Here is a 20,311-nt window from a genome sequence, read left to right as displayed (position 1 = left end):
CGCCGAAACGATCCCGGCGCCAACCAAGATGCTGGCCTTCACACCGGGTCGAAATGCGAAACGAGCCACTTGCCATTGACCTTGTCCAGCGTCACCCGCAGTACGGGTGTGGTATCGGTAGGGGCGCCGTCGCCGACGGTCACCGTCTGGCGCACGAACGCGAGGACCACCGCGTGGTTGTCGGTTACCGAAACTGGCGCTGCTGCGGTGACTTTCGCCACCGCAGCGATGTGCTTCTCCTTCGCCCCGGGGATCACCACTTCGCGCGTCAGCGCGGTGTAAGCGTCCTTGAAGTCGCCGGTCAACCGTTCCCGTGCCGCGCCGAGATCCCGGTCGACCGACTCCGGCCGGTACGACAACAACGCAGCAGCGTCCTCACTGGCGACGCGCACGGACTCGCTGCGAGCCGTTGGGAAGTCATTGGCGGATCGATCCCACCAGTTCAGGTACGCCACGACAACTGCGAGCACGAGTGCCGCACCGGGCAGCACCCAATAACCAAACACCCGCGACCAGGCGATCCGGCGATGCGGGGTGTCCTGGTCGGTGTGGGTGGATCTCGAATCCGCTTCGGCCGCCCCGGCGTCAGGCGCTGAGTCGACGCTCTCCGCGAGTTCCTCCTCGCGGGTGGTGGGTTCCTTCAGCGTCGTCATGGCACGAAGACCACGTTCGATACCTTGGCGCCGTCGCCGACGGCCTGAACCTGAATTCTCATCCGCCATTCCCGCGGCGCCTGCTCGCCGACGGCAGTTCGCGATTTCACCGCGACTGCTACCAGCACCTGAGCCGAGTCGCCGCGCTGGGATTCCAGTCCGGCCTCGGTGATCGTGCCTTCCGACTGCGATCGCGCTGCCTTGACCACCTCGATGAACGGCTGGGCGCGCTTCGCGAAGTCATCCCGGAAAGCGCCGGTGGCCGAATCGAGCACACGCTGCACGTCCGCCTCGACCTCGGTGTAGTTGATCGTCGTGAGATTCAGCGCGCCCTGACGCGCGGTCTGCACGAAAAGTTCGCGCTGCGTGTGTGCCTCGTGCTTTTGGTAGCCGCGGTAGCCGAACCAGCCACCCAATGCTGCCAGCACTGCGACGACGAGGGCGCTGGCCACCAACGCCCATCCCGCATCTGAAAGCCGCCAGCGGATCCGAGGTCCAGCAGCCTCGGCTGCGGAGATTTCAGCGGACTCCTCGGCGTCACCGGCAGGGTCGTTGTGGTCCTCGGCCTCGGTTGATTCGCCGACCTGTTTTTCGGTGTCGGGGGCATCAGGTTCGGCGGACATGGCACTCCTTCACAGTGCGGCTGGTGGGTTGTATCGCCATGAGTTTCCTTATCTGTCGGTGTTTTTCATCGCCCACAGCGCCTTATGGCGGCGGTACCAGCAGTTGCTGCCAGTTCTTGGCGCGCGGATGGGCGAGGTCGGACTCGGTGTAGCGGTGCCCGTCGGGGGCCAGGTAGTCGCCAGTCGCCGGATCGTAGGTGGTAACCGCAAGCGGTGGGGCCGACGGTGCGATGAAAGGCGCGGTGCCCCGCGGCGGTGGTAACCGCGGATCGGCGCCCGGCGGATACTGCGGGACGCCCTGACCGGTGTAGGTGGCGTTCGGGTCGCCCTTCCAGTTGTAGCCGTCGTTGAGCGGCACGTACTCCTCGTTGCTCTCGCAGAGTTCGACGGTGGGAGCCCGCTTCCACGGCTTGGTTTCACAGGGAATGTTGCGCACCCCACGAACATTGAGCTCCGAGTCTTGCGGCAGTCGGCAGTACAGGTCTGCCGCCGGCCGGTCCGGAGCATCAACGCTGGCCGGCGAACGTCGCTGTTTGGGCGGGAGGTATCCGGTGGTGCACGGCGGCGGCAGGTTGAGGTTGAGGTTGAAGTCCAGATAGGCGCCGCGGTAGTCCTGCTTGGTGCCGGAGTTAGGCACGATGATCGCCGACATGGCCGCAATGCCTTGCGGCAGCAGCACCAGCAGTTGCTCGATGTCGTGGCGGTAGACCACCGCGATATCGCCCAAGCTGACCAGGTTCGCCAACAGCAGCGGCACGGCCGGCGCTACCCGGTCGAACAACCGGTGGCCTTCTTGCACGCCGGCCGCACCCTGGGTGAGCAAATCGCGCAGCGCGGCGTCCTGCGCCTTGAATTGCGCCATGATGGCCGCGGTTCGACTGGCCCAGGTGGCGATCGCATCCGACGTCCGCACCTGGGAGTCCAGCACCGGCGGGGACTGGTCGATCAACGCGGCCAGCGGATCGGTGGTCCGGCCTCCGGCGATCGCCAGCGCCGCCGACCCGTCGACGATCCGGGATAGCTCGGGTCCGAGCCCGCCGACCGCCCGGTTGCTCTCCTCGATCACCGTGCGCAGGTTGTCACGCGGGATCGCTTGCAGCGCACGGTTTGTCACGTCGAGCAAGTGGCCGATGTCGACGGGCACGTCGACGCGCCCTACGGGGATGACGTCGCCGTCGCGCAGGGGCCGCCCAGGTTGGCCGCTGCCCGGCTTCGGTGTCAGCTCGATGTATTGCTCGCCGATCGCCGAGCGACTGTGCACCGATGCCTGGACGTCGGAAGGCACCGGGGTGCCGGATTTCATTGCCAGCACCGCACGCACACCGCTGGCGGTCACTTCGATCGACTTGACCTGACCGACGTCGGTGCCCCGATAGGTGACCACCGAGGTCTGGTACAGCCCGCCCGACTCTGGCAGGTCGACGGTCACGTTGTACTGCCCGACCCCGAACAGTGTCTCGGGAAGCTTCATGAAGTCCAAAGCCATTGCTCCGCAGGACAATATGGTGACCAGCGCCAAGACTGCCAACTGAATCCAGGTCTTGCGATGTAAACGCAGCACTCAGTACCCCCCGTCGTGGTACGGGAAGGTCAGCGGATTGCCGCCGGTGGCCGGGCTGGGCTGCATGCCGATGGTGCGTCCCCACTGCAGTTCCAACCGGGTGAGGTTGCCTTCCCAGCGCGAGCCGGTGAAGATCCCGGTGTCTATGCGGCTCAATGTCAGATCGACGATCAGGGTGAGGTTCGCGTAGTCACCGCGGAACCAGTTTCGGGCCGTGGATGCCGGCCACGGATAGGTCAGCAGCATGTCCAGGCCCTTGGTCAGCGCCGGGCCGGCATCCGCCAAAGACCTTAGTACCGGCGCGATGTCACGCAGGTTGGCAACCAACGATTCCTTGCTCTGGTGGATGGTGTCCGCCGCGATCGCGCTGAACTTGCCGAGCTGGTCGATGGCTTCGGCGATGTTGCGGCGTTGCTCGGCCAGCACGGCCAGCGCCTTGGGCACCACGGTCAGCGCCTTGTCGACGACGGGATCCTTGGCGGCCACCTGGCCGGCCAGGCTGTTGAGATTCTCTGCGGCGGCGATGATGTCGTTGGTCTGCGCGTTGGTGCCGGCGATGAATTGGTCCAGCTGGACGAGCAGGCTGCGCATGTCGCTTTCGCGACCGGCGAAGGCGGTGGCTATCGAACGGTTGATTTCCTGTAGTTGGCCCAGTCCGCCGCCGTTGAGCAGGATCGACACCGCGGCCAGAGTTTGTTCGGTGGTCGGATACATGCTGGCGTGCGACAGCGGAATGATCGACCCGTTTTTCAATTCACCCACCGGCGGCTGGTCTTTGGGCGGCGCGAGTTCGATGTGCATCGAGCCGAGCAGGCTGGTCTGGCCGAGCTTGGCCGTCGAGTTGGCGGGCAGGCGGACATCGCCGTTGATGCGCATGGTGACCAGCGCGTGCCAGTCTTGCACCTCGATCTTGGTGACGTTGCCGATGTTGACGTCGTTGACCCGGACCCGGGTGTTTTCCTGGATGGTCACGACGTCGGGCATCTGCGCCTGGATCGTGTAGGAGTTCGGTCCCCCGCCGGCAGTACCGGGGAGGCGAAAGGAGTTGAGCCCGCGCCATTGACACGCCGGCAGCGCGACGATCGATGCCACGCACAGCGCCGCGGCCAAGGCACGTCTCATGATGGACCTACTGGTAGCAATAGATTCCGCAGGACTTCCGTCGAGCTCACCGTCGCGGCCGGCGGAGGTGGCTCGGCGGGCGGCGGGGCCCCCTCGGGTCGCGGCTGCTCGGCCGGCATGGGCTGATCTACCGGCTCCGGAGCCGGGGGCGGCGTATAGCCCGGCCGCAGCCAGTCTTCGCTGTAGGTGATCTCGTTCGGCCGGGCCTGAGGTCCGACAAAGGGATTGATCCCGATCGGGATGTAGTTGTAGATGCGGTTTTTGATGACCGGATTGACGTACTGCAGGCACAGCTTCGACACCCGCTCCAGGCGGGCCCGCGACGCCGACTCGATCGCGCTGCAGATCCACTGCGGGATGTCGGCGAAATTGTTCAACGCCAGGATGCCGGTCATCGCGGACTGCGCCGGCTGGTAGATGTTCATGAAGTTCTGGAACACCGTCGGGGCGATGTGCAGGATCTGCTTGATATCGCCACGGCTGTCGTTGAGCGCGGTCGTGATGGAACTCAACCGGTCGAAGGTGACCCCCAGCGCTTCCCGATTTTCGCCGACGAAGCCACGCAGGTCCGCCAGTGCCGCGTCCAGGCCGCGCACCGCATTCGCGACTTCGTTGGGCGTGTTCGACAGCACGGTGGTCACGCTGGCCAGGTTCCGGTTGAACGAGGCCAGCAGATCGCTGCTGGAGTACAGGGCCGACACCAGCAGCTGCAGGTTGCGCACCGTGCTGAAGATGTCGTCGGCGTGATCGCCCAGCGCCGAAATCGCTTTGGACAACTTAATTACGGTGTCCCGCGCGGTGTCACCGGTGCCGCGCAGGTTGTCCGCGGCGGAGTTGATGAATTCGCCCAGTGTGTTCACCCCGCCCGGAGCGGTGGGCCGTAACGTCTCGCTCAGCGTTTCCAGCTGTTTGCGGAAGTCGTCCCACTCGACCGGAACCGCGGTGCGGCTCAGCGGAATTGCCGCCCCCGGACTCAGTTTCGGGCCGCCGGAGTAAACCGGGACAAGTTGGATGGCACGCGATGTCACCAGCGACGGCGACAGGATGGCTGCCCGGGCGTCGGCCGGGACCGAATATCGCTTGTCGACGGAGAATGTCACCAAGGTCGCGGTGGGCTGCGGCTCGATCTTGTCCACCGATCCGACGGCGACGCCGAGAATCCTGATCTCGTCGCCGACGAACAGACCATTGGTTTCCGCGAAATACGCCGAGTAGGTGTTCTTTTCGACAACCTTCCACAGCCGGGCGCCGACGATCAGCGACGAGATCGTCAGCGTGGCCGCGAGGCTGATCGCGGTCAGAATCCGCAGGGTGCGCCGGTTCATGATCCCGCACCGCCGTAACCGGTGTGGGGCGGCACCGTACGAAGCGGCGGTGTCGCGGGCGGGGGTGAGGGTGGCTGAGACCACAGCGGCACCGGTGCGTTCTGCGGCGGGACGGGCGGAGATCCCGTCGGCGGGTCGACCGCCTCGGACGGCAACTTGGCATTGGGATCAAGGAACCTGTCGTACATGTCCGCGTCGATCACGGGTCCGCCGATCTGGCCGGGAATCAGGTTGGCCACATACGCCTTGAAAAACGGTCCAGATCCCAGTGATTCGCCGAACGACATCGCATAGCGCTTGAACTTGGGTAGCGTTGCCTGCAGCTCCTGCTTTCGGTTGTCCAGGATCTCCAGCACCCCGTTGAGCTTGTCCAGGGCGGGTTTGAGTTGCGTCCGGTTGTCGTTGACCAGCCCGGAGATCTGCTGTGAAACCGCGGTCAGGTTGTTCATCAATGTGTCGATCGAATCTCGTTCATCCAGCAACGCCGCCAACAGCGCATTGGAATTCGCCACCAACCCGGCAATCTGCTGGCTACGCCGGCCCAGCACTCCGGAGACCTTGTTGGCGTTGCTCAGCAAGTTGCGCAGCTGCTCGTCGCGACTGTTGAGGGTGTCCGAAAACCGGGCCACGCCTTCCAGTGCGGGCCGCAGATCGGGTGGCGTCTCCTTGAACGTGTTCGCCAACGTCGTTAGGGCCGAGGACAATTGGGCGGTATCCAGACCGCTGATCGTGGTGGTCAGGTCACCCAGCGCGTCGGGAAGGTCGTAGGGTGATCGGGTTCGCTCCAACGGAATGGTGCCCGTCAACCGGCCCTCGCCGCGTGGCGTGAGCTCCAGCATCTTGGCGCCCAGCACCGTCTCGGTCTTGATCGCCGCTTCCGTGCGGTCGCCGAGCTCGACGCTCTTGCGGACGGTGAAGCCGACGCGGACCTTGGTGCCGTCCAGGCGGACATCGGAGACCCTGCCCACCCCCATGCCCGAAACCCGCACGGTGCTACCGACTTTGATCCCGCCGGCTTCGGCGAAATAGGCCGAATAGTCGTTGGAGCCGTTGATGAACGGCAGCTTGTCGTACTGGAAGGCGCCGACGACCACTGCGGTCACGATCGCGAGTCCGGCCAGCCCGACCATGACCGGATTGCGCTCGCTGAGCGGCTTGAACCTGAATCGTTTCATTGCGGCGTGCACCGCCCGCTCGGCTGGCCCAGCATCTTGACGTAGATGGGGTTGCCGCCTTTGCCGTTGAGCTTGAGCAGCACGTCGCAGAAGTAGAAACCGAAGTAGTCACCGTTCAGGCCCTGCCTCGCCAGCACCTGATAGATGTCGGGCAATGTCTTGAGCAGGTTGTCGACGTACTCGCGGTCGGCCAGCACCTGACCGGACATCCGGTCGGTTTCGCGCACCATGTCCTTGATCGGCTGGCGTGCCTGGGCAAGTAGGTCGGTGACCGAGCCGGCTGCCGCGTTGATGTACGCCAGCCCGTTGGCGATGTCGGTCTTACGCTGCGCCAGTCCCTCCACCAGTTGGGCGAGTTTGTCCAGGCCGTCGGAGAATTCGTGGTCGCGGGTGGCGAAGGTGTGCAGCACCGTGTTCAGGTTGGTGATGAGTTCACTGATCAGCTCGCTGCGTCCGGCCAGGGTGGTGGTCAGCGTGGAGGTTTGCGCCAGCGCCGAGGCGATGGTGCCGCCCTGTCCCTGGAAAATTCGCAGCAGTTCCCCGGACAACGCGTTGACCTGGTCGGGGTCCAGAGCCCGGAACAACGGCCGGAATCCCCCGATCAGTGCGTCGATGTCCAGCGCGGGCGCGGTGCGGGCCAGCGGGATCGTCGCACCCGGCGCCAGCCGGCGCGGGGGCCCGGCACCCTCGACGAGCGCCAGATAGCGGTCGCCAATGAGGTTTTCGTAACGCACGACGGCCTTGGTACCCTCGGTGAGCCGCAGGCCCTTGTCGATCGCGAAGTCGACGGTGACCGTTCCGTCGCGGTGCAAGGTGAGGTCACCGACCTTGCCCACCTCGACGCCGGCGATGCGCACGAAGTTGCCGGACTTCAGGCCAGATATGTTGGTGAACACCGCATGATAGGGCGTGCGGTCCTCGAACCGCAGCTGCCCGAAGACCGCGATGAGCGTGAAGGTGAACACCAGGCAGACCGCCGTGAACAACGCGACGCGAGCGATGATCGCCGATAGCTTCCTTCTTTTCATGGCGGCGGCTGCCCTCCACGCCAGAAGTACCGCGGCGGTTCGGGTGGGTTCTTGGTGGTCGGGAAGTAGTTGGACCACCACGGGTTTCCGGTCGCCAGGTTGGTGCGAATCTCGTTGGGCTCGGTTCCCCAAGCGGTGTCGGTCACCAGCTGACGGACCGGGTAGTTCGCGCTCGGGTCGGGCAGCGAACCGCAGCTCGGCCGCCCCCCGGGCCCGCCCGTGGCGTTCACCTTGGGCAGGTGGCGTGGGTACCGGTAGGGGTCGTCGCCGAATAGCAGTGCGGCGTCGAGGATCACCGAGTAGCCGTTGCCGCCGAAGGCGTCGCGGCCGCCGTGATCCAGAAACCATTGCGCACCCTGGAACAGGCAGGTGTAGGTCGGCGAATACTTGCGCAGCAGCGCCGTCGTGGGTTCCAACAGGTTGACCGATCGCACGATGTTGGATTCGTTGTTGCCGATCACGCTGATGCCGGCCTGGCTGAAGCCGATCGCCGACAACAGCAGCGTGTCGAGCGCCTGCTGATTGGCGGTGATGGTGGCGCTGGGGGTGACCGCCGAGTCCAGAATCGACAGGATGTCCTGCGCCGCAGCGGAATACGCGGCCGCCGTCTTGCCGAACAACCGCCAGTCCTGATGGATCGTGGACATCCGGGGGTTCACGGTCAGCAGCAGGTCGTTGGCGTCGGTGATGGCTTCTCCGAGTCGATCGCCCTTGCCCCGCAGCGCTTGTGAGAACGCGGACAGAATCGCATTGAGTTTGGCGGGGTCGATCGCCGCGACCACCGATTGCAGGTTTTCGAAGACGGTGTTGACCTCGACGGTGACATTGCGCGAGCGCAGCACCGAACCGGGCTTGAGCGCTTGCGTGCTGCGATGGTCGGGCACGATCAGGTCGACGTACTTGGAGCCGAACGCGGTGGTCGACTTGATCTCGGCCTCGACGTTGCTGGGTAGGTACTTGAACGGCCCGGGGTCCATTTTCAGTTGCAGCTGGGCCGATTTCACGTCGCTGCCGATCGACGCCACCTGGCCGATCTGCACGCCGCGCAGCTTGACCTTTGCGCCGGTTTCCATGACCAGTCCGGCACGGTCCGACACCAGCGTCAGCGGGATGTAGCTGCGGAAGGTGCCGGAGAACGACGCCGCGGTCAGCGCGACCAGGCCAGCGATGAGGATGAACAGCGTTGGCGCCCACCAAATTGGGTCGACCTTGCCCCTGCGGGGTCGATTGACCCTGTTGCGCGCGTGGCTTCCGCCGGAGATGTTGGCCATGCGGTCACCCCGACAGGTTGAAGTTGCCGGACTGCCCGTAGATGGATAGCGAAATCAGCAGGCAGACAAAGGCTGTGACGATCATCGACGATCGCACCGAACGACCTACCGCTTCGCCCACGCCGGCGGGACCGCCCGTCGCGGTGAATCCGTAGTAGGTATGCACCACCATCACGCCCATCGCCATGGTCAGCGCCGCCAGGAACGACCACAGCAGGTCGGTCGGACGCAAGAACGTCGAAAAGTAATGCTCGTAGACACCGCGGGACTGTCCGTAGATGTAGATGGTGCCGAACTTTGCCGCGAAGAACGACATCAGCACGGCGACAGCGTAGAGCGGGATGACGACCAAGATGCCGGCGATGATCCGTGTCGACGCCAGGTAGGTGATGGATCGGATGCCCATCACTTCGAGCGCGTCGATCTCTTCATTGATGCGCATCGCGCCCAATTGCGCTGTGGTGCCGGCGCCGATGGTGGCCGCCAGTGCCACTCCGGCCGTGCACGGCGCGATCATGCGGACGTTGAAGAAGGCCGAGAGGAATCCGGTTAGCGCCTCGACGCCGATGTTGGACAACGTGTCGTAGCCCTGCACCGCGACCAGGGCGCCCGTCGTCAGCGTCAGGAAGCCGATGATGCCCACCGTGCCGCCGATCACGGCCAATGCGCCTGCGCCCAGGCCCATCTCGGCGATCAGCCGCAGCAGCTCTCCCGGGTAGCGGCGTATCGCATCGGCGATAGACACCAACGATTGCGCGTAGAACGCGGTTTGTTCACCCAGCCGCCGGGTGGCGGACACCATCCTGGGACCGAGCGTGGCGAACCACGGCGGCTCGCTTGCGGTGGCGCTCATTTCGCGGTCACCTTCACGCCGAGGGCGGTGACCACGATGTTGATGAAGAACAACGCCATGAAGGAGAAGACCACGGTTTCGTTGACGGCGTTTCCGACGCCGGTGGGGCCTCCGCCGACCGACAGGCCCTTGTAGCAGGCGATCAATCCGGCAGACAGCCCGAACAAGGTCGCCTTGATCAGTGAGATCACCACTTGTGGCAGCCCGGTGACCAGCGTCATGCCCGCAATGAACGCACCGGGTGTGACGTGCTGGACGAAGACCACGAAGATGTAGCTGCCGGTCAAGCCGGTCACTGCCACCACCGAATAGAGCAGCAGCGCGACGAAGGTGGCGGCGATGATGCGCGGAACCACCAGGGCCTGAACCGGATTGACGCCGATCACCTTCATGGCGTCGATTTCCTCACGGATGGTGCGCGCACCCAAATCGGCGCACATGGCGGTCGAGCCGGCGCCGGCGACGGCCATTGCGGTGACCACCGGCCCGACCTGGGTTACCGACGCCAGGGCGGCTCCGGCGCCGGACAGATCTCCCGCCCCGATCTCGACGAGCAAAATGTTGAGCACGAACACGATCAGCACCGTGTACGGGATCGACAGCATGATGGTCGGGAAAATCGAGACCCGGGCCACGAACCAGATTTGCTCGAGAAGCTCGCGCCAGGCCCACGGGCGACGCACCATCACCACCAACGATTCGACGCTGAGCACGAAGAACTGTCCCAGCGCGTTCATGGGCTTCGCGATGGCCGTGCCGTTCATACGTTCCGCTCGACCCACCGGGTGTCGATTCGGCGCATCCGGTCCCCCATTTTCGTAATAAGTGCAACGCACTTTTAATTTATTGGCCTGCTGTCTGCCTGCCTCGCTACCCTCTTGCGACTAAAAGGAAGCGCCAGTTTACGGGCACTACCGATGCCACCCGTAGATTTGCAATCAGCCAGAACAAATCTGGCCGGACGGCGACAACCGTCCAGCTCACGTGCGTGGCACCCGGTCGACGATGGCCACCGAGCACGAAATCCAACCGGGCAAAGCGGGACCACCGCAATAGTTTTGTCCCGGCTGAGCAAAATTGCATCGCCCGAGATTGTTTGACGAAGGACTTTGCATCTCGATTCACCGGGATCTAATCACTTGGATAGCTATGCCGAGGGCGCAACGATTGCCCGCAAGACTGCGGCCCGGATCATGCCGCCGCCAATGGGAATAGGAGCAATCGAAGTGGGGCAGAACGCGCAAAGTGGGCCCGAACCGGACACTCCGCAGTGGCGCGGTCGGTTGCTGCGGATCGGCGACGACTGGTGGGCAGTGACGCTGGCAGGTGTGATCACCGCGCTGGCGGTCGCCGATGCGCTTCCGAAGATTCCGTGGTGATCAGCCGTGAGCGTCGTTGACGTCGAGCCCGAGGAAGCGCTGGGCGAAACCGCCTTCACCAGCACTCGGCCCATCGAGTACGTGCCCGGGATACTGCTGCTGGTTGTTGTGGGCGGGTTAGGAAAGTACGCCCAGGTCTGGTGGAATGCCCTTGCCCGCCAGCAGCATTGGACTGTTCCGGACATCGAATACGTGCTGTGGGCGATCGTGATCGGCCTGCTCGTCGCGAACACGATCGGCCTGCACCGCGTGTTTCGGCCCGGGGTGCTGACCTACCAGTTCTGGCTGAAGGTCGGAATCGTGCTGTTGGGGTCGCGCTTTGTTTTGGGCGATATCGTCAAGCTCGGCGCCACCAGCCTGGTTCAGATCTTGGTGGATATGGCGATCGCCGGGACGATAATCCTGGTTGTCGCAAGCACATTCGGCTTGTCCGGGAAGCTCGGCTCGCTGCTGGCGATCGGCACCTCGATCTGCGGGGTGTCGGCAATCGTGGCCGCCAAGGGTGCGATCCGGGCGCGCAACACCGACGTCGGCTACGCGATCGCGGCGATCCTTGCGTTGGGAGCGGTAGGACTGTTCGTCCTGCCGCCACTCGGGCACGCGATCGGGCTGACCGACTACGAATTCGGACTATGGGCTGGCCTGTCGGTGGACAACACCGCAGAAACCACCGCCACCGGCTATCTGTTCTCTGCACCTGCCGGCAAGATCGCCGTGCTGGTCAAGTCGACCCGCAACGCGCTAATCGGCTTCGTCGTATTGGGTTTCGCGTTGTTTTGGGCTTCGCGAGGGCAAGCCGACGATATCGCCCGGGGCGCAACAGCCAAGGCTGCGTTTATCTGGCAGAAATTTCCCAAGTTCGTACTGGGATTTTTGGCCGTCTCGACGATCGCGACGGCGGGCTGGCTGAGCAAGGGCCAGACGGCCAACCTCGCCAACGTGTCGAAATGGGCTTTCCTGCTTACCTTCGCCGGTGTCGGGCTTAACACCGACATCCGCCAGCTCGCCCGCACCGGATGGCGCCCGCTCGTTGTCGCGGTGATCGGCCTTGTCGTCGTCGCGTCGGTGTCGCTGGGGATCGTGTTGCTGACCTCACGCGTATGGCATTGGGGCGCAGGCGCCGTAGGGGCGTAGCACATATGGGCGCGTCGAACGTGGGTGCTATGCACGCGTTTTGGCGCTACTTTTCGTACGTAACCCCCACGTTCGGCGGGCTAGGGCAACGCGATGCGGCGCACCGCGTCCAGGAAGACGTCGATCTCCTCGAACGTGTTGTAGAAGGCAAACGACGGTCGAACGGTGGCCTCCACTCCGAGCCGGCGAAGAATCGGCTGCGCGCAGTGATGGCCGGCGCGCACCGCGATGCCCTCGGCGTTCAGCGCCTTGCCGACCTCCAGCGGATCGTGGCCGTCCAGAACAAACGACAACACACTGGCCTTCTCGGTTGCGGTGCCCACCAAGCGAACACCCGGGATGTCGGCCAGCCGCGGTGTCGCATACTGCAGCAGCGCGTGCTCGTGCGCCGCGATGCGCTCGATTCCCAGGCGCTCGACGTACCGCAGCGCCTCCCCGAGCCCGACGGCGTCGGCGATATTGCCGGTGCCGGCCTCGAACTTGCTCGGCGGTCCTTGATACAGCGACCGCTCCAGGGTGACGTCGGCAATCATGTTGCCGCCGCCTTGCCACGGCGGTGTCTCGGTCAGCGCCTGCTCAGACCCGTAGAGGACGCCGATCCCAGTGGGACCGTAGATCTTGTGGCCGGAGAACGCGAAGAAGTCCACGCCGAGTTCGGAGACGTCGACCGGCAGATGCTGGATCGACTGGGCACCGTCGATCAGCACCCGTGCCCCATAGCGGTGACCCAATTCGACGATCTTCTCAATCGGTGTCACTGTGCCCAGCGCGTTGGAAACCTGGGTTGCGGCAACGAGTTTGGTGCGCGGACCGAGCAGTTCCTCGAATTCCGACAGCAACAGATTGCCCGCGTCATCCACCGGAGCGACCTTCAGGATTGCACCGGTCTGCTGCGAAAGTAGCTGCCACGGAACGATATTGGCGTGGTGTTCGAGGTGGGTGATGACGATCTCATCGCCCGGTCCCAGATGCTTGCCGCCCCACGCATAGGCCACCAGGTTGATGGCTTCGGTGGTGCCGCGCACAAAGACGATCTCTTCGTCCTTGGCCGCCCCGATGAAACGCCGAGCGGTGTCCCGGGCCTCTTCGTAGGCATCGGTGGCCCGGGCTGCCAACTCGTGCGCGGCGCGGTGGATATTGGAATTCTCGTGCGCGTAGAAGTGCGCCAGCCGGTCGATGACAACCTGCGGCTTCTGGGTGGTTGCGGCGTTGTCGAACCAGATCAGCGGCTTGCCGTTGACGGTCTCCCGCAAAATCGGAAAGTCCGCCCGCACCGCGTCGACGTCGAACACCTCATGCCGGTCGGGCAGCGCCGGAACCGGCTCGGACACGGCGAGGAACCGATAGTTGCCTTCGTCGCCAACCGGTCCGGCGGGCGGCGAGTCGGACCAGCCCAAATCCGGTATCGACGGCGCCTCGGGCAACCAGCCCGGTGCGGTGCCGCGTGGGGCGACCGGGACGCTCGGGACCGAGCCGGCCAGCACGCCGGGCACCGTCGGCACGATCCCGGAAGACGGCACCGCGAACGCGGTCAGATCGGCGACGCCCGGGGGGACATAAGGATCGGCGACACCCGCGGTCGCAGCGGCGGCCGAGGGCGCCGCCGTCGTGTCCGGGACGCTGCCGCGCGGGGCGACCGGCGCGGTCTGCGGCACGCCGTCCGGCTCGGGTGAGGCCGGCGCCGGGACATAGATATCCGAGACCCCGATCAGCGGGACCGGCGCCGTAAACGGATCGCCCGCGCCCGCGGCGGCCCGACCGGCCGACGTCGCGGCGGTGGCGTCGGGCACTCCGCCCCGAGGAGCCATCGGCGCTGTCTGCGGTGGGCTGTCGGGGCCCGGCCGAATGCTGGCCGCATACAGCTGCGTCGCCAGTGCCGCGAGTTCGGCAGCACTGATGGGCAGCTCGCTTTCGGCGTCTACCGACCGGTACTCACTTGTACTCATGGAACTGGTCCACAGCGACGTCGTCGAGCACGGCGAGCGCGTCGTCGGTGAGGACGGCCAAAGACGTGTAGAGGGTGACCAAGTAGGTCGCGATGGCGGACTGGTTGATGCCCGTGAAGCGCACCGACAGACCGGGCGCCTGCTCGCCCACCAGACCCGGCTGGAAGAGTCCCACCACGCCCTGGCGCTCCTCGCCGGTGCGCACCAGGATGAACTTGGTCTTGCCATCCTGGACCGGAACCTTGTCGGAGGGAACCAGCGGAATCCCCCGCCAGGTGATGAACTGTGCGCCGAACAGGCTCACGACCGGGGGCGGCACTCCGCGGTAGGTGGCCTCCCGCCCGAATGCGGCGATGCCCAGCGGATGGGTGAGGAAGAAACTCGGCGTCTTCCACACCTTGGTGATCAGCGCGTCCAGGTCGTCGGGCGTGGGAGCACCGCCGAGCGTCTGGATCGTCTGCTCCGGGGTCACCTGCGCCAACAGCCCGTACTCGGGACTGTTGACCAGTTCGAGTTCCTGGCGTTCCTTGATGGTCTCGATGGTCAGCCGCAGCTGCTGAGCGATCTGGTCGTGCGGACTCGAGTACAGGTCGGAGACGCGGGTGTGGATGTCGACCAGAGTCGAAATCGTCCGCAGGGTGTATTCGCGCGGACTGGTCTCGTAGTCGACGTAGGTCTCCGGCAGTGGTTCTTCGGTGCCGGCACCCTCCTCGGCGTTGATCGCCACCCGCTCGGGATTGACCACGCGGTTCACCCGATACAGGCCGGCTTCCACCGGCACCCAGCTGAGCAGATGCAACAACCAGCGCGGCGTGATGGTGGAGAGCTGCGGGACGGTCTTGGTCGCGTTGGCGAGCTGCCGGGCACCAAGATCGCCAAGTGCCTGAGACTCGGTTTGAGCCGCCATCATCGTTGTCCTTCCGTGCTTGGTGAGGTACTGCAGTGTGCCGGGCAGATCCATGATCGCCCACAACGAGCGCCCGCGCGCGACGAGCTTACGCAGCCGCGGAGACCGTCGACAGGATTAAAGCTGATCTGAGCGAAACCGCGAATTGCACCCGCGACCTGCGGTTGTCCTATAGTGGTGCCATGGCACAGCCCACACAGTCGCGCTTCGTCCTTACGCGCCGCCCCGTGGTGAGCTGTTGTTGTTGTCGCTGCTGTTGATTTCCGGACGCCTTTCGACGCTGTAGAAATCCTCGCGCCTTACCCGGGCACACGGGTGGTACCGCTCGTACCCCCGGCAATCCCGACCGCGCGCCGTCAACTGTCTCAGGAAGATCAACCGCACATGACCGTGTTATCCATGCCGCACCGCGCCGTGGCGCAGGTGGCGACGCGTCGCCGAGTCCTGGTCCGCCCCACCACCGGGCTCGCTCAGATGACGCGTTACCGCGGCGGCACCTATTCGCACACCGTCGACACGATCCTGTTCGTCGACGGCAGCTCCGCCCGCACCGACTTGATCCGGGTGCACCCCAACCTGCAGGGTTACTCGCTGGATTTCTGCGGCATCGCACCGGACCATCCCTCGCGTTACCGGCTGGGCAGTTGGTCCACGCTGCCGCATCTGCGTCACCGAGCCGGTGAAACCGAAGTGGATTGGATTGTGCGCCAGTCCTTCCCGATGCACAGCACCACCGAACTGAGTCGTCAGTTACGCCAGCACGGCTACCCGTTGGGACCGGCCAATATCAGCGAACACGAAGCGATCGCCGCCACGCAGGCTGCGATCTGGTATTTCACGAATGGTTTGGCTCTGGACACCCGCCCGCTGAACGTACCGGTCGCGGTGCACCGGTCACCCGGGCCGGTGCTCACCTTCGAGTTCGACGGCGAACCACAACTGGGCGGCTACTCGGTGTGGGTGGCGTCCGACACCGCGGTCAACCTCAAGCTGCAAAAGTCGGCCGATGGCCGCTGCTGGCAGGATGTCTCCGGATCGCAGCTGACCGCCGAAGCCGGCAGCGCCCGCTACCAGCGCGCACTTGGTGTCGGCAGCACCTTGTCGGCCAGCAGCCACAGTCGCGGCGGGCGCGGCTACCGCTACTACCGCTTGATCGCAATCGCGCCGACCGCGGCCACCCCGACGGTCGGCCACGTTCGCTTCCGGCTGACCGGTGCCCGCCACTTTCGGAATGCCGACCGAGTGGTGCACCTCTACAATTACCTACTCAGCGGAGCGCGCGATGCCTTGCGCGATAGCCTTGACATCCAGGCGCCCTACCTGGTCGATACGCAAGCAACCGCCGAAACCGAACTCATAGGACCATTTCAAGTGCCCATTCCTTTGACGCTCAGCGTCGCGAAAGGACATGCACTGGTCGATGCCGACGGCGCGCATATCGATTCCGTCATTTCCCCGGGTACCGACTTCTACCTGCGTCCTGCGCCGGGCACATCGGCAACCACGATGACTGCGACAACACCGCATGAGCTGGGCGGACGGGTGCTGACCGGAGTGGCGTTCGAGGGGGCGTCACAGCGCCTGACACCGATTGCCCTGACGGTGCCCGCCGATGTGGCCATCGAATTCGACATCACCTGGCAGTCCGACGAAGCCTGTACCGACATCGCCTAAGGATTCACATGACCATTGCCGACAACATCACCCAACTGATCGGTAACACGCCGCTGGTCCGGCTGCGCCGAGTCACCGATGGCGCGGTGGCCGACGTGGTGGCCAAGCTGGAGTCGTTCAATCCGGCGGGCAGCGTGAAGGACCGCATCGGGGTGGCCATGATCGACGCCGCCGAGCGGGCGGGCCTGATCAAGCCGGACACCATCATCCTCGAGCCGACCAGCGGCAACACTGGCATCGCGCTGGCCATGGTTGCCGCGTCCCGCGGCTACAAGTGCGTGCTGACCATGCCGGACACCATGAGCATCGAGCGGCGAATGCTGCTGCGCGCGTACGGCGCCGAACTCGTCCTGACACCCGGCGCGGAGGGCATGGCAGGCGCGATCGCCAAAGCCGAGGAATTGGCCAAGACCGACGAAAGATATTTCATTCCACAGCAATTCGAGAATCCGGCCAATCCAGCGGTACACGCCGTCACCACCGCGGAAGAGGTATGGCGGGACACCGACGGCAATGTCGACGTCTTCGTTTCCGGCGTCGGGACCGGCGGCACCATCACTGGGGTGGCGCAGGTCATCAAGGACCGCAAGCCGTCCGCGCGGTTCGTCGCGGTAGAACCCGTCGCGTCGCCGGTGCTGTCCGGTGGCCAAAAGGGACCGCACCCCATCCAGGGCATCGGCGCCGGGTTCATCCCGCCGGTGTTGGACCTGGGGTTGGTGGACGAGGTGATCACGGTCGAGAACGACGACGCGCTCACTCTGGCCCGGCGACTGGCCAGGGAAGAGGGATTGCTGGTGGGCATCTCGTCGGGTGCCGCCGTCGCGGCTGCTCTCGAGGTGGCCCGACGGCCCGAGAACGCCGGCAAGCTCGTCGTCGTTGTGCTCCCCGACTTCGGCGAGCGGTATCTGAGCACGGTGCTGTTCAGCGATCTGAGCGATTGATCATGCTGGCAGCGATACGACGTGACATCCGGGTGGCCAGGGAGCGTGATCCGGCCAACCCCACCACGCTCGAGGTCATCTTGTGCTACCCCGGCGTGCATGCGGTGTGGGGGCACCGGATCAGTCACCGGCTGTGGAATAGCGGCCGGCGGCTGGCCGCGCGCACGGTCGCGGAACTCACCCGCATCCTGACCGGTGTCGACGTCCATCCCGGTGCCGTGCTGGGCGGCGGCCTGTTCATCGACCACGCGACAGGAGTCGTCATCGGGGAGACCGCGGAAGTGGGCGAGGACGTGACGCTCTTCCACGGCGTCACCCTCGGGGGCACCGGTTCGGATACCGGCAAGCGCCACCCCACCATCGGTGATCGGGTGATCATCGGCGCCGGAGCCAAGGTGCTGGGCCCGATCAAGATCGGCGACGACAGCCGTATCGGCGCCAATTCCGTGGTGGTCAAAGAGGTTCCGTCAAGCGCCGTGGTGGTCGGGGTCCCCGGCCAGGTCATCAGCCGCCCCGGCAAAGCCACCGAAGACGATTCCGTGCTGCCCGATCTGGTGGGGGTCAGCCTGCAATCCCTGCTTACCCGGGTGGCCAGGCTGGAAGGAAACGGCGCCGGCAAGCACCCCGACCGCGTCATCCGGCCGCCGGAAGGCGGAGTGTGGCATGGCGAAGACTTCTCGATCTGAGCCTGAGGTTGGATGAGCCCTAGATGAGCACTGTCATCGCCGCCACCGTCGCAACCGTCGCCGCGCTGGGAGGTGCCGGCGTGATTGGTGTGGCAGTCAATCGACGGTCCGGCGTGTTGCGGGAAAGCGGCCCGGCGCCCGAGCACGAGAGCGCAGACCTGGGCCTGTCGGATGTCGGGCCGACCGTCGTGCACTTCAGCGCGGCTTGGTGCGGTCCGTGCGCGTCCGTGCGTCGGGTGGTCGACCAGGTCTGCGCCGACCTGCCAGGGGTGGCGCACATGGAGATCGATATCGACGCCAATCCGGCTGCTGCTAAACGGTTTTCGGTGCTGTCGTTGCCGACGACCTTCATTTTCGACGCCGGCGGGCGGCAACGATATCGCAGCGCAGGCGTGCCAAAGGTGGCCGACCTGCGGACGGCACTCGAGCCGCTTTTGGCCTGACCATCGATGAGGAGCGGTACATGTCAGATAACGGGCAAGTAGACGTGCGCGGTCCGCGGTTCGCCGCCTGGGTCAGCACCGCGGTCTTGGTGCTGACGTTGGCGGTCTCCGCGTTGAGCGCACCCGCCGCCGCGGTGATCCTGGGCGCGCAGACCGTCGTCTTCGCGATCACGGCGTGGCGAGGCCCGCGCAATGGGCCGTACGGAGTCCTTTTTCGTAAGGTGGTGGCGCCGCGGCTGGGGCCGGTGACCGAACGCGAGCCGGTGCCGCCGCTGAGGTTCGCCCAATTGGTCGGGTTCATTTTCGCGGCGCTCGGGGTCGTCGGCTTCGCCGCCGCCATCCCGCTGCTCGGCGTGATTGCGACCGGGTTCGCGCTCTTCGCCGCTTTCCTCAACGCCGCCTTCGGCATTTGCCTCGGCTGCCAGCTGTATCCGCTGGTGGCCCGCCTGCGCCGCGCGCCGGCGGCCTAGGCGTTCCCGGTTCGAGCGACTAACTTCCGCCGCCGCCGCAGCCGCCTCCGCCGCATCCACTTCCGCCGCCGCAGCCGCTGCTCCCACCGCCGCAGCCACTTCCGCCACTACAGCTGCTTCCTCCGCTGCAGCTGCTGCCCGCGCTACAGCTGCTCGCCCCGCTGCAGCCGCTGACGAAGCCGCTGCTGCCACCGCCGCATCCGCCGTAGAAACCGCCGACCCGTCCGGTGGACCCGGCCGACCAGATGCTGCTGCCCAGTGAGGTTCCTGCGGTACGGGCGGCACGTCCCACCAGCGCGATGATGCCCACCACGACGGCAGCGACCATCAACAGCGCGCCCAAGACGATGCAGATCACCCCGACCACGGCGCCGTCCATGCGCACAGGGTACGGCGTGCGGCTGCCGGGGGCAGTTGGCTGTGCGAAGTTGTGCGCTGTCGTTGCCCCTTACAGTTGATGACGTGCGACGACGGCCCCGGGAACGCTACCTGCGCGCGCTTGCGGCGACGGCCGAACTCGACTTCCCACCTGCCGTTTTCAAGACGTGTCCCTGGCAGCCGCGAGCGCTCGTGGAAACGGGATTGCGGCAGTGGCTGCGCTGTTGTGCACCCGCGCTGCGTGACAAGCAGGTGATCGGCATGCCGTCCCGCGCGGTCGATGAGGCATGGCATGGCCTCATCCTCTGCACCGCGCTGTATGCCGCGTTCTGCGACAAGGCGTACGGTGAGTTTTTGCATCACTATCCGGAGGGCGGTGCCACCGCAGACATCCGGGGTGCCAACGATTCAGCCGACGAGCAGCTGCGCAGGACGGTCATCGCATGGTCGTTGGTCGCGCAGCCAGGTGAGCGGTGTGTGCTGTGGGATCTCGACAAACGAGTGGCAGTAGACCAGCCCTGGGGCATCGAAGCGGCCCGGGTCGCGGAGGTCGAGGCAGCTATTGCGAGCCTTTAGCGCTGCGTGAGTGCAACGCTTGCTCCCCCGCCTGGACTCGAACCAGGAACCCTTCGGTTAACAGCCGAACGCTCTGCCAATTGAGCTACGGAGGACCGCTCAGTCCACGCGAACACTGCGCGGATCGCGGGACGACTCTAGCGTACTGGCATACCTGCGCCCAACT

The 20,311-nt window shown here is 65.3% G+C and carries 21 protein-coding genes and 1 tRNA gene; 8 read left to right on the top strand and 14 right to left on the bottom strand.

What is annotated here, in order from left to right:
* Window positions 1-38: 38 nt before the first annotated feature.
* The 10 genes from AC5Y2L_RS07630 to AC5Y2L_RS07585 form a co-directional block, all read right to left on the bottom strand.
* Window positions 39-653: a hypothetical protein gene (locus AC5Y2L_RS07630; RefSeq protein ID WP_499934252.1), complete on the bottom strand. Its 615-nt coding sequence runs from the start codon at window positions 651-653 to the stop codon at window positions 39-41.
* Window positions 650-1,276 (bottom strand): Rv1363c family protein, encoded by a 627-nt coding sequence (locus AC5Y2L_RS07625; protein WP_499934250.1) that lies wholly within the window; start codon window positions 1,274-1,276, stop codon window positions 650-652. Before AC5Y2L_RS07625 ends, AC5Y2L_RS07630 begins: the two co-directional genes overlap by 4 nt.
* 82 nt (window positions 1,277-1,358) lie before the next feature.
* Window positions 1,359-2,837 carry an MCE family protein gene (locus AC5Y2L_RS07620; protein WP_499934249.1) on the bottom strand — a complete coding sequence of 493 codons (1,479 nt, stop codon included), beginning with the start codon at window positions 2,835-2,837 and terminating at the stop codon, window positions 1,359-1,361.
* Window positions 2,838-3,959, bottom strand: a complete 1,122-nt coding sequence (locus AC5Y2L_RS07615) for an MCE family protein (protein WP_499934247.1) — start codon at window positions 3,957-3,959, stop codon at window positions 2,838-2,840.
* A complete protein-coding gene (locus AC5Y2L_RS07610) occupies window positions 3,956-5,284 on the bottom strand; it encodes an MCE family protein (protein WP_499934245.1) in 1,329 nt (442 codons plus the stop codon). The genes AC5Y2L_RS07615 and AC5Y2L_RS07610 overlap by 4 nt, the downstream gene beginning before the upstream one ends.
* Window positions 5,281-6,459 (bottom strand): MCE family protein, encoded by a 1,179-nt coding sequence (locus tag AC5Y2L_RS07605; RefSeq protein WP_499934243.1) that lies wholly within the window; start codon window positions 6,457-6,459, stop codon window positions 5,281-5,283. Before AC5Y2L_RS07605 ends, AC5Y2L_RS07610 begins: the two co-directional genes overlap by 4 nt.
* A complete protein-coding gene (locus AC5Y2L_RS07600) occupies window positions 6,456-7,487 on the bottom strand; it encodes an MCE family protein (RefSeq protein ID WP_499934241.1) in 1,032 nt (343 codons plus the stop codon). Before AC5Y2L_RS07600 ends, AC5Y2L_RS07605 begins: the two co-directional genes overlap by 4 nt.
* Window positions 7,484-8,758, bottom strand: a complete 1,275-nt coding sequence (locus AC5Y2L_RS07595) for an MCE family protein (protein WP_499934239.1) — start codon at window positions 8,756-8,758, stop codon at window positions 7,484-7,486. Before AC5Y2L_RS07595 ends, AC5Y2L_RS07600 begins: the two co-directional genes overlap by 4 nt.
* Window positions 8,759-8,762: 4 nt before the next feature.
* A complete protein-coding gene (locus tag AC5Y2L_RS07590) occupies window positions 8,763-9,611 on the bottom strand; it encodes an MlaE family ABC transporter permease (protein ID WP_499934238.1) in 849 nt (282 codons plus the stop codon).
* A complete protein-coding gene (locus AC5Y2L_RS07585) occupies window positions 9,608-10,375 on the bottom strand; it encodes an MlaE family ABC transporter permease (RefSeq protein WP_499934237.1) in 768 nt (255 codons plus the stop codon). The genes AC5Y2L_RS07590 and AC5Y2L_RS07585 overlap by 4 nt, the downstream gene beginning before the upstream one ends.
* 375 nt (window positions 10,376-10,750) lie before the next feature.
* On the opposite strand from AC5Y2L_RS07585, the gene AC5Y2L_RS07580 reads away from it, so the two are divergent.
* Window positions 10,751-10,990, top strand: coding sequence for a hypothetical protein (locus AC5Y2L_RS07580; RefSeq protein ID WP_499934235.1), 240 nt, complete (start codon window positions 10,751-10,753; stop codon window positions 10,988-10,990).
* A gap of 6 nt (window positions 10,991-10,996) precedes the next feature.
* Window positions 10,997-12,124: a YeiH family protein gene (locus AC5Y2L_RS07575; RefSeq protein ID WP_499934234.1), complete on the top strand. Its 1,128-nt coding sequence runs from the start codon at window positions 10,997-10,999 to the stop codon at window positions 12,122-12,124.
* A gap of 80 nt (window positions 12,125-12,204) precedes the next feature.
* Here AC5Y2L_RS07575 and AC5Y2L_RS07570 read toward each other — a convergent pair whose 3' ends face one another.
* Complete coding sequence (locus AC5Y2L_RS07570; protein WP_499934232.1) at window positions 12,205-14,070, bottom strand: family 2A encapsulin nanocompartment cargo protein cysteine desulfurase; 1,866 nt, start codon at window positions 14,068-14,070, stop codon at window positions 12,205-12,207.
* Window positions 14,057-14,980 (bottom strand): family 2A encapsulin nanocompartment shell protein, encoded by a 924-nt coding sequence (locus tag AC5Y2L_RS07565; RefSeq protein ID WP_499934304.1) that lies wholly within the window; start codon window positions 14,978-14,980, stop codon window positions 14,057-14,059. The genes AC5Y2L_RS07570 and AC5Y2L_RS07565 overlap by 14 nt, the downstream gene beginning before the upstream one ends.
* A gap of 381 nt (window positions 14,981-15,361) precedes the next feature.
* Between AC5Y2L_RS07565 and AC5Y2L_RS07560 the strand changes: the two genes are divergently transcribed.
* Genes AC5Y2L_RS07560 through AC5Y2L_RS07540 form a run of 5 tightly spaced genes read left to right on the top strand, consistent with a single transcriptional unit; the run spans window position 15,362 to window position 19,191 of the window.
* Window positions 15,362-16,651, top strand: a complete 1,290-nt coding sequence (locus AC5Y2L_RS07560) for a TQXA domain-containing protein (RefSeq protein WP_499934231.1) — start codon at window positions 15,362-15,364, stop codon at window positions 16,649-16,651.
* An 8-nt stretch (window positions 16,652-16,659) separates the two neighbouring features.
* Window positions 16,660-17,592: a cysteine synthase A gene (gene cysK, locus AC5Y2L_RS07555; protein WP_499934229.1), complete on the top strand. Its 933-nt coding sequence runs from the start codon at window positions 16,660-16,662 to the stop codon at window positions 17,590-17,592.
* A 2-nt stretch (window positions 17,593-17,594) separates the two neighbouring features.
* A complete protein-coding gene (cysE, locus tag AC5Y2L_RS07550; protein WP_499934228.1) occupies window positions 17,595-18,278 on the top strand; it encodes a serine O-acetyltransferase in 684 nt (227 codons plus the stop codon).
* A 23-nt stretch (window positions 18,279-18,301) separates the two neighbouring features.
* Entirely contained in the window at window positions 18,302-18,721 is a 420-nt protein-coding gene (locus AC5Y2L_RS07545) for a thioredoxin family protein (RefSeq protein WP_499934227.1), read from the top strand.
* A 20-nt stretch (window positions 18,722-18,741) separates the two neighbouring features.
* Complete coding sequence (locus AC5Y2L_RS07540; RefSeq protein ID WP_499934225.1) at window positions 18,742-19,191, top strand: DUF4395 domain-containing protein; 450 nt, start codon at window positions 18,742-18,744, stop codon at window positions 19,189-19,191.
* A 19-nt stretch (window positions 19,192-19,210) separates the two neighbouring features.
* On the opposite strand, the gene AC5Y2L_RS07535 is transcribed toward AC5Y2L_RS07540, so the two are convergent.
* On the bottom strand, window positions 19,211-19,570 hold the full coding sequence (locus AC5Y2L_RS07535; protein ID WP_499934224.1) for a hypothetical protein: 360 nt from the start codon (window positions 19,568-19,570) through the stop codon (window positions 19,211-19,213).
* A gap of 83 nt (window positions 19,571-19,653) precedes the next feature.
* Between AC5Y2L_RS07535 and AC5Y2L_RS07530 the strand changes: the two genes are divergently transcribed.
* Window positions 19,654-20,145: a UCP032817 domain-containing protein gene (locus AC5Y2L_RS07530; RefSeq protein ID WP_499934222.1), complete on the top strand. Its 492-nt coding sequence runs from the start codon at window positions 19,654-19,656 to the stop codon at window positions 20,143-20,145.
* 22 nt (window positions 20,146-20,167) lie between these two features.
* Here AC5Y2L_RS07530 and AC5Y2L_RS07525 read toward each other — a convergent pair.
* Window positions 20,168-20,240, bottom strand: a tRNA-Asn gene (locus tag AC5Y2L_RS07525).
* Window positions 20,241-20,311: the final 71 nt, after the last annotated feature.

Source organism: Mycobacterium sp. NGS66 (assembly GCF_059812225.1).
The sequence above is the reverse complement of the archived record's forward strand: the minus strand, read 5'-3'. Positions and strand labels throughout refer to the sequence as shown.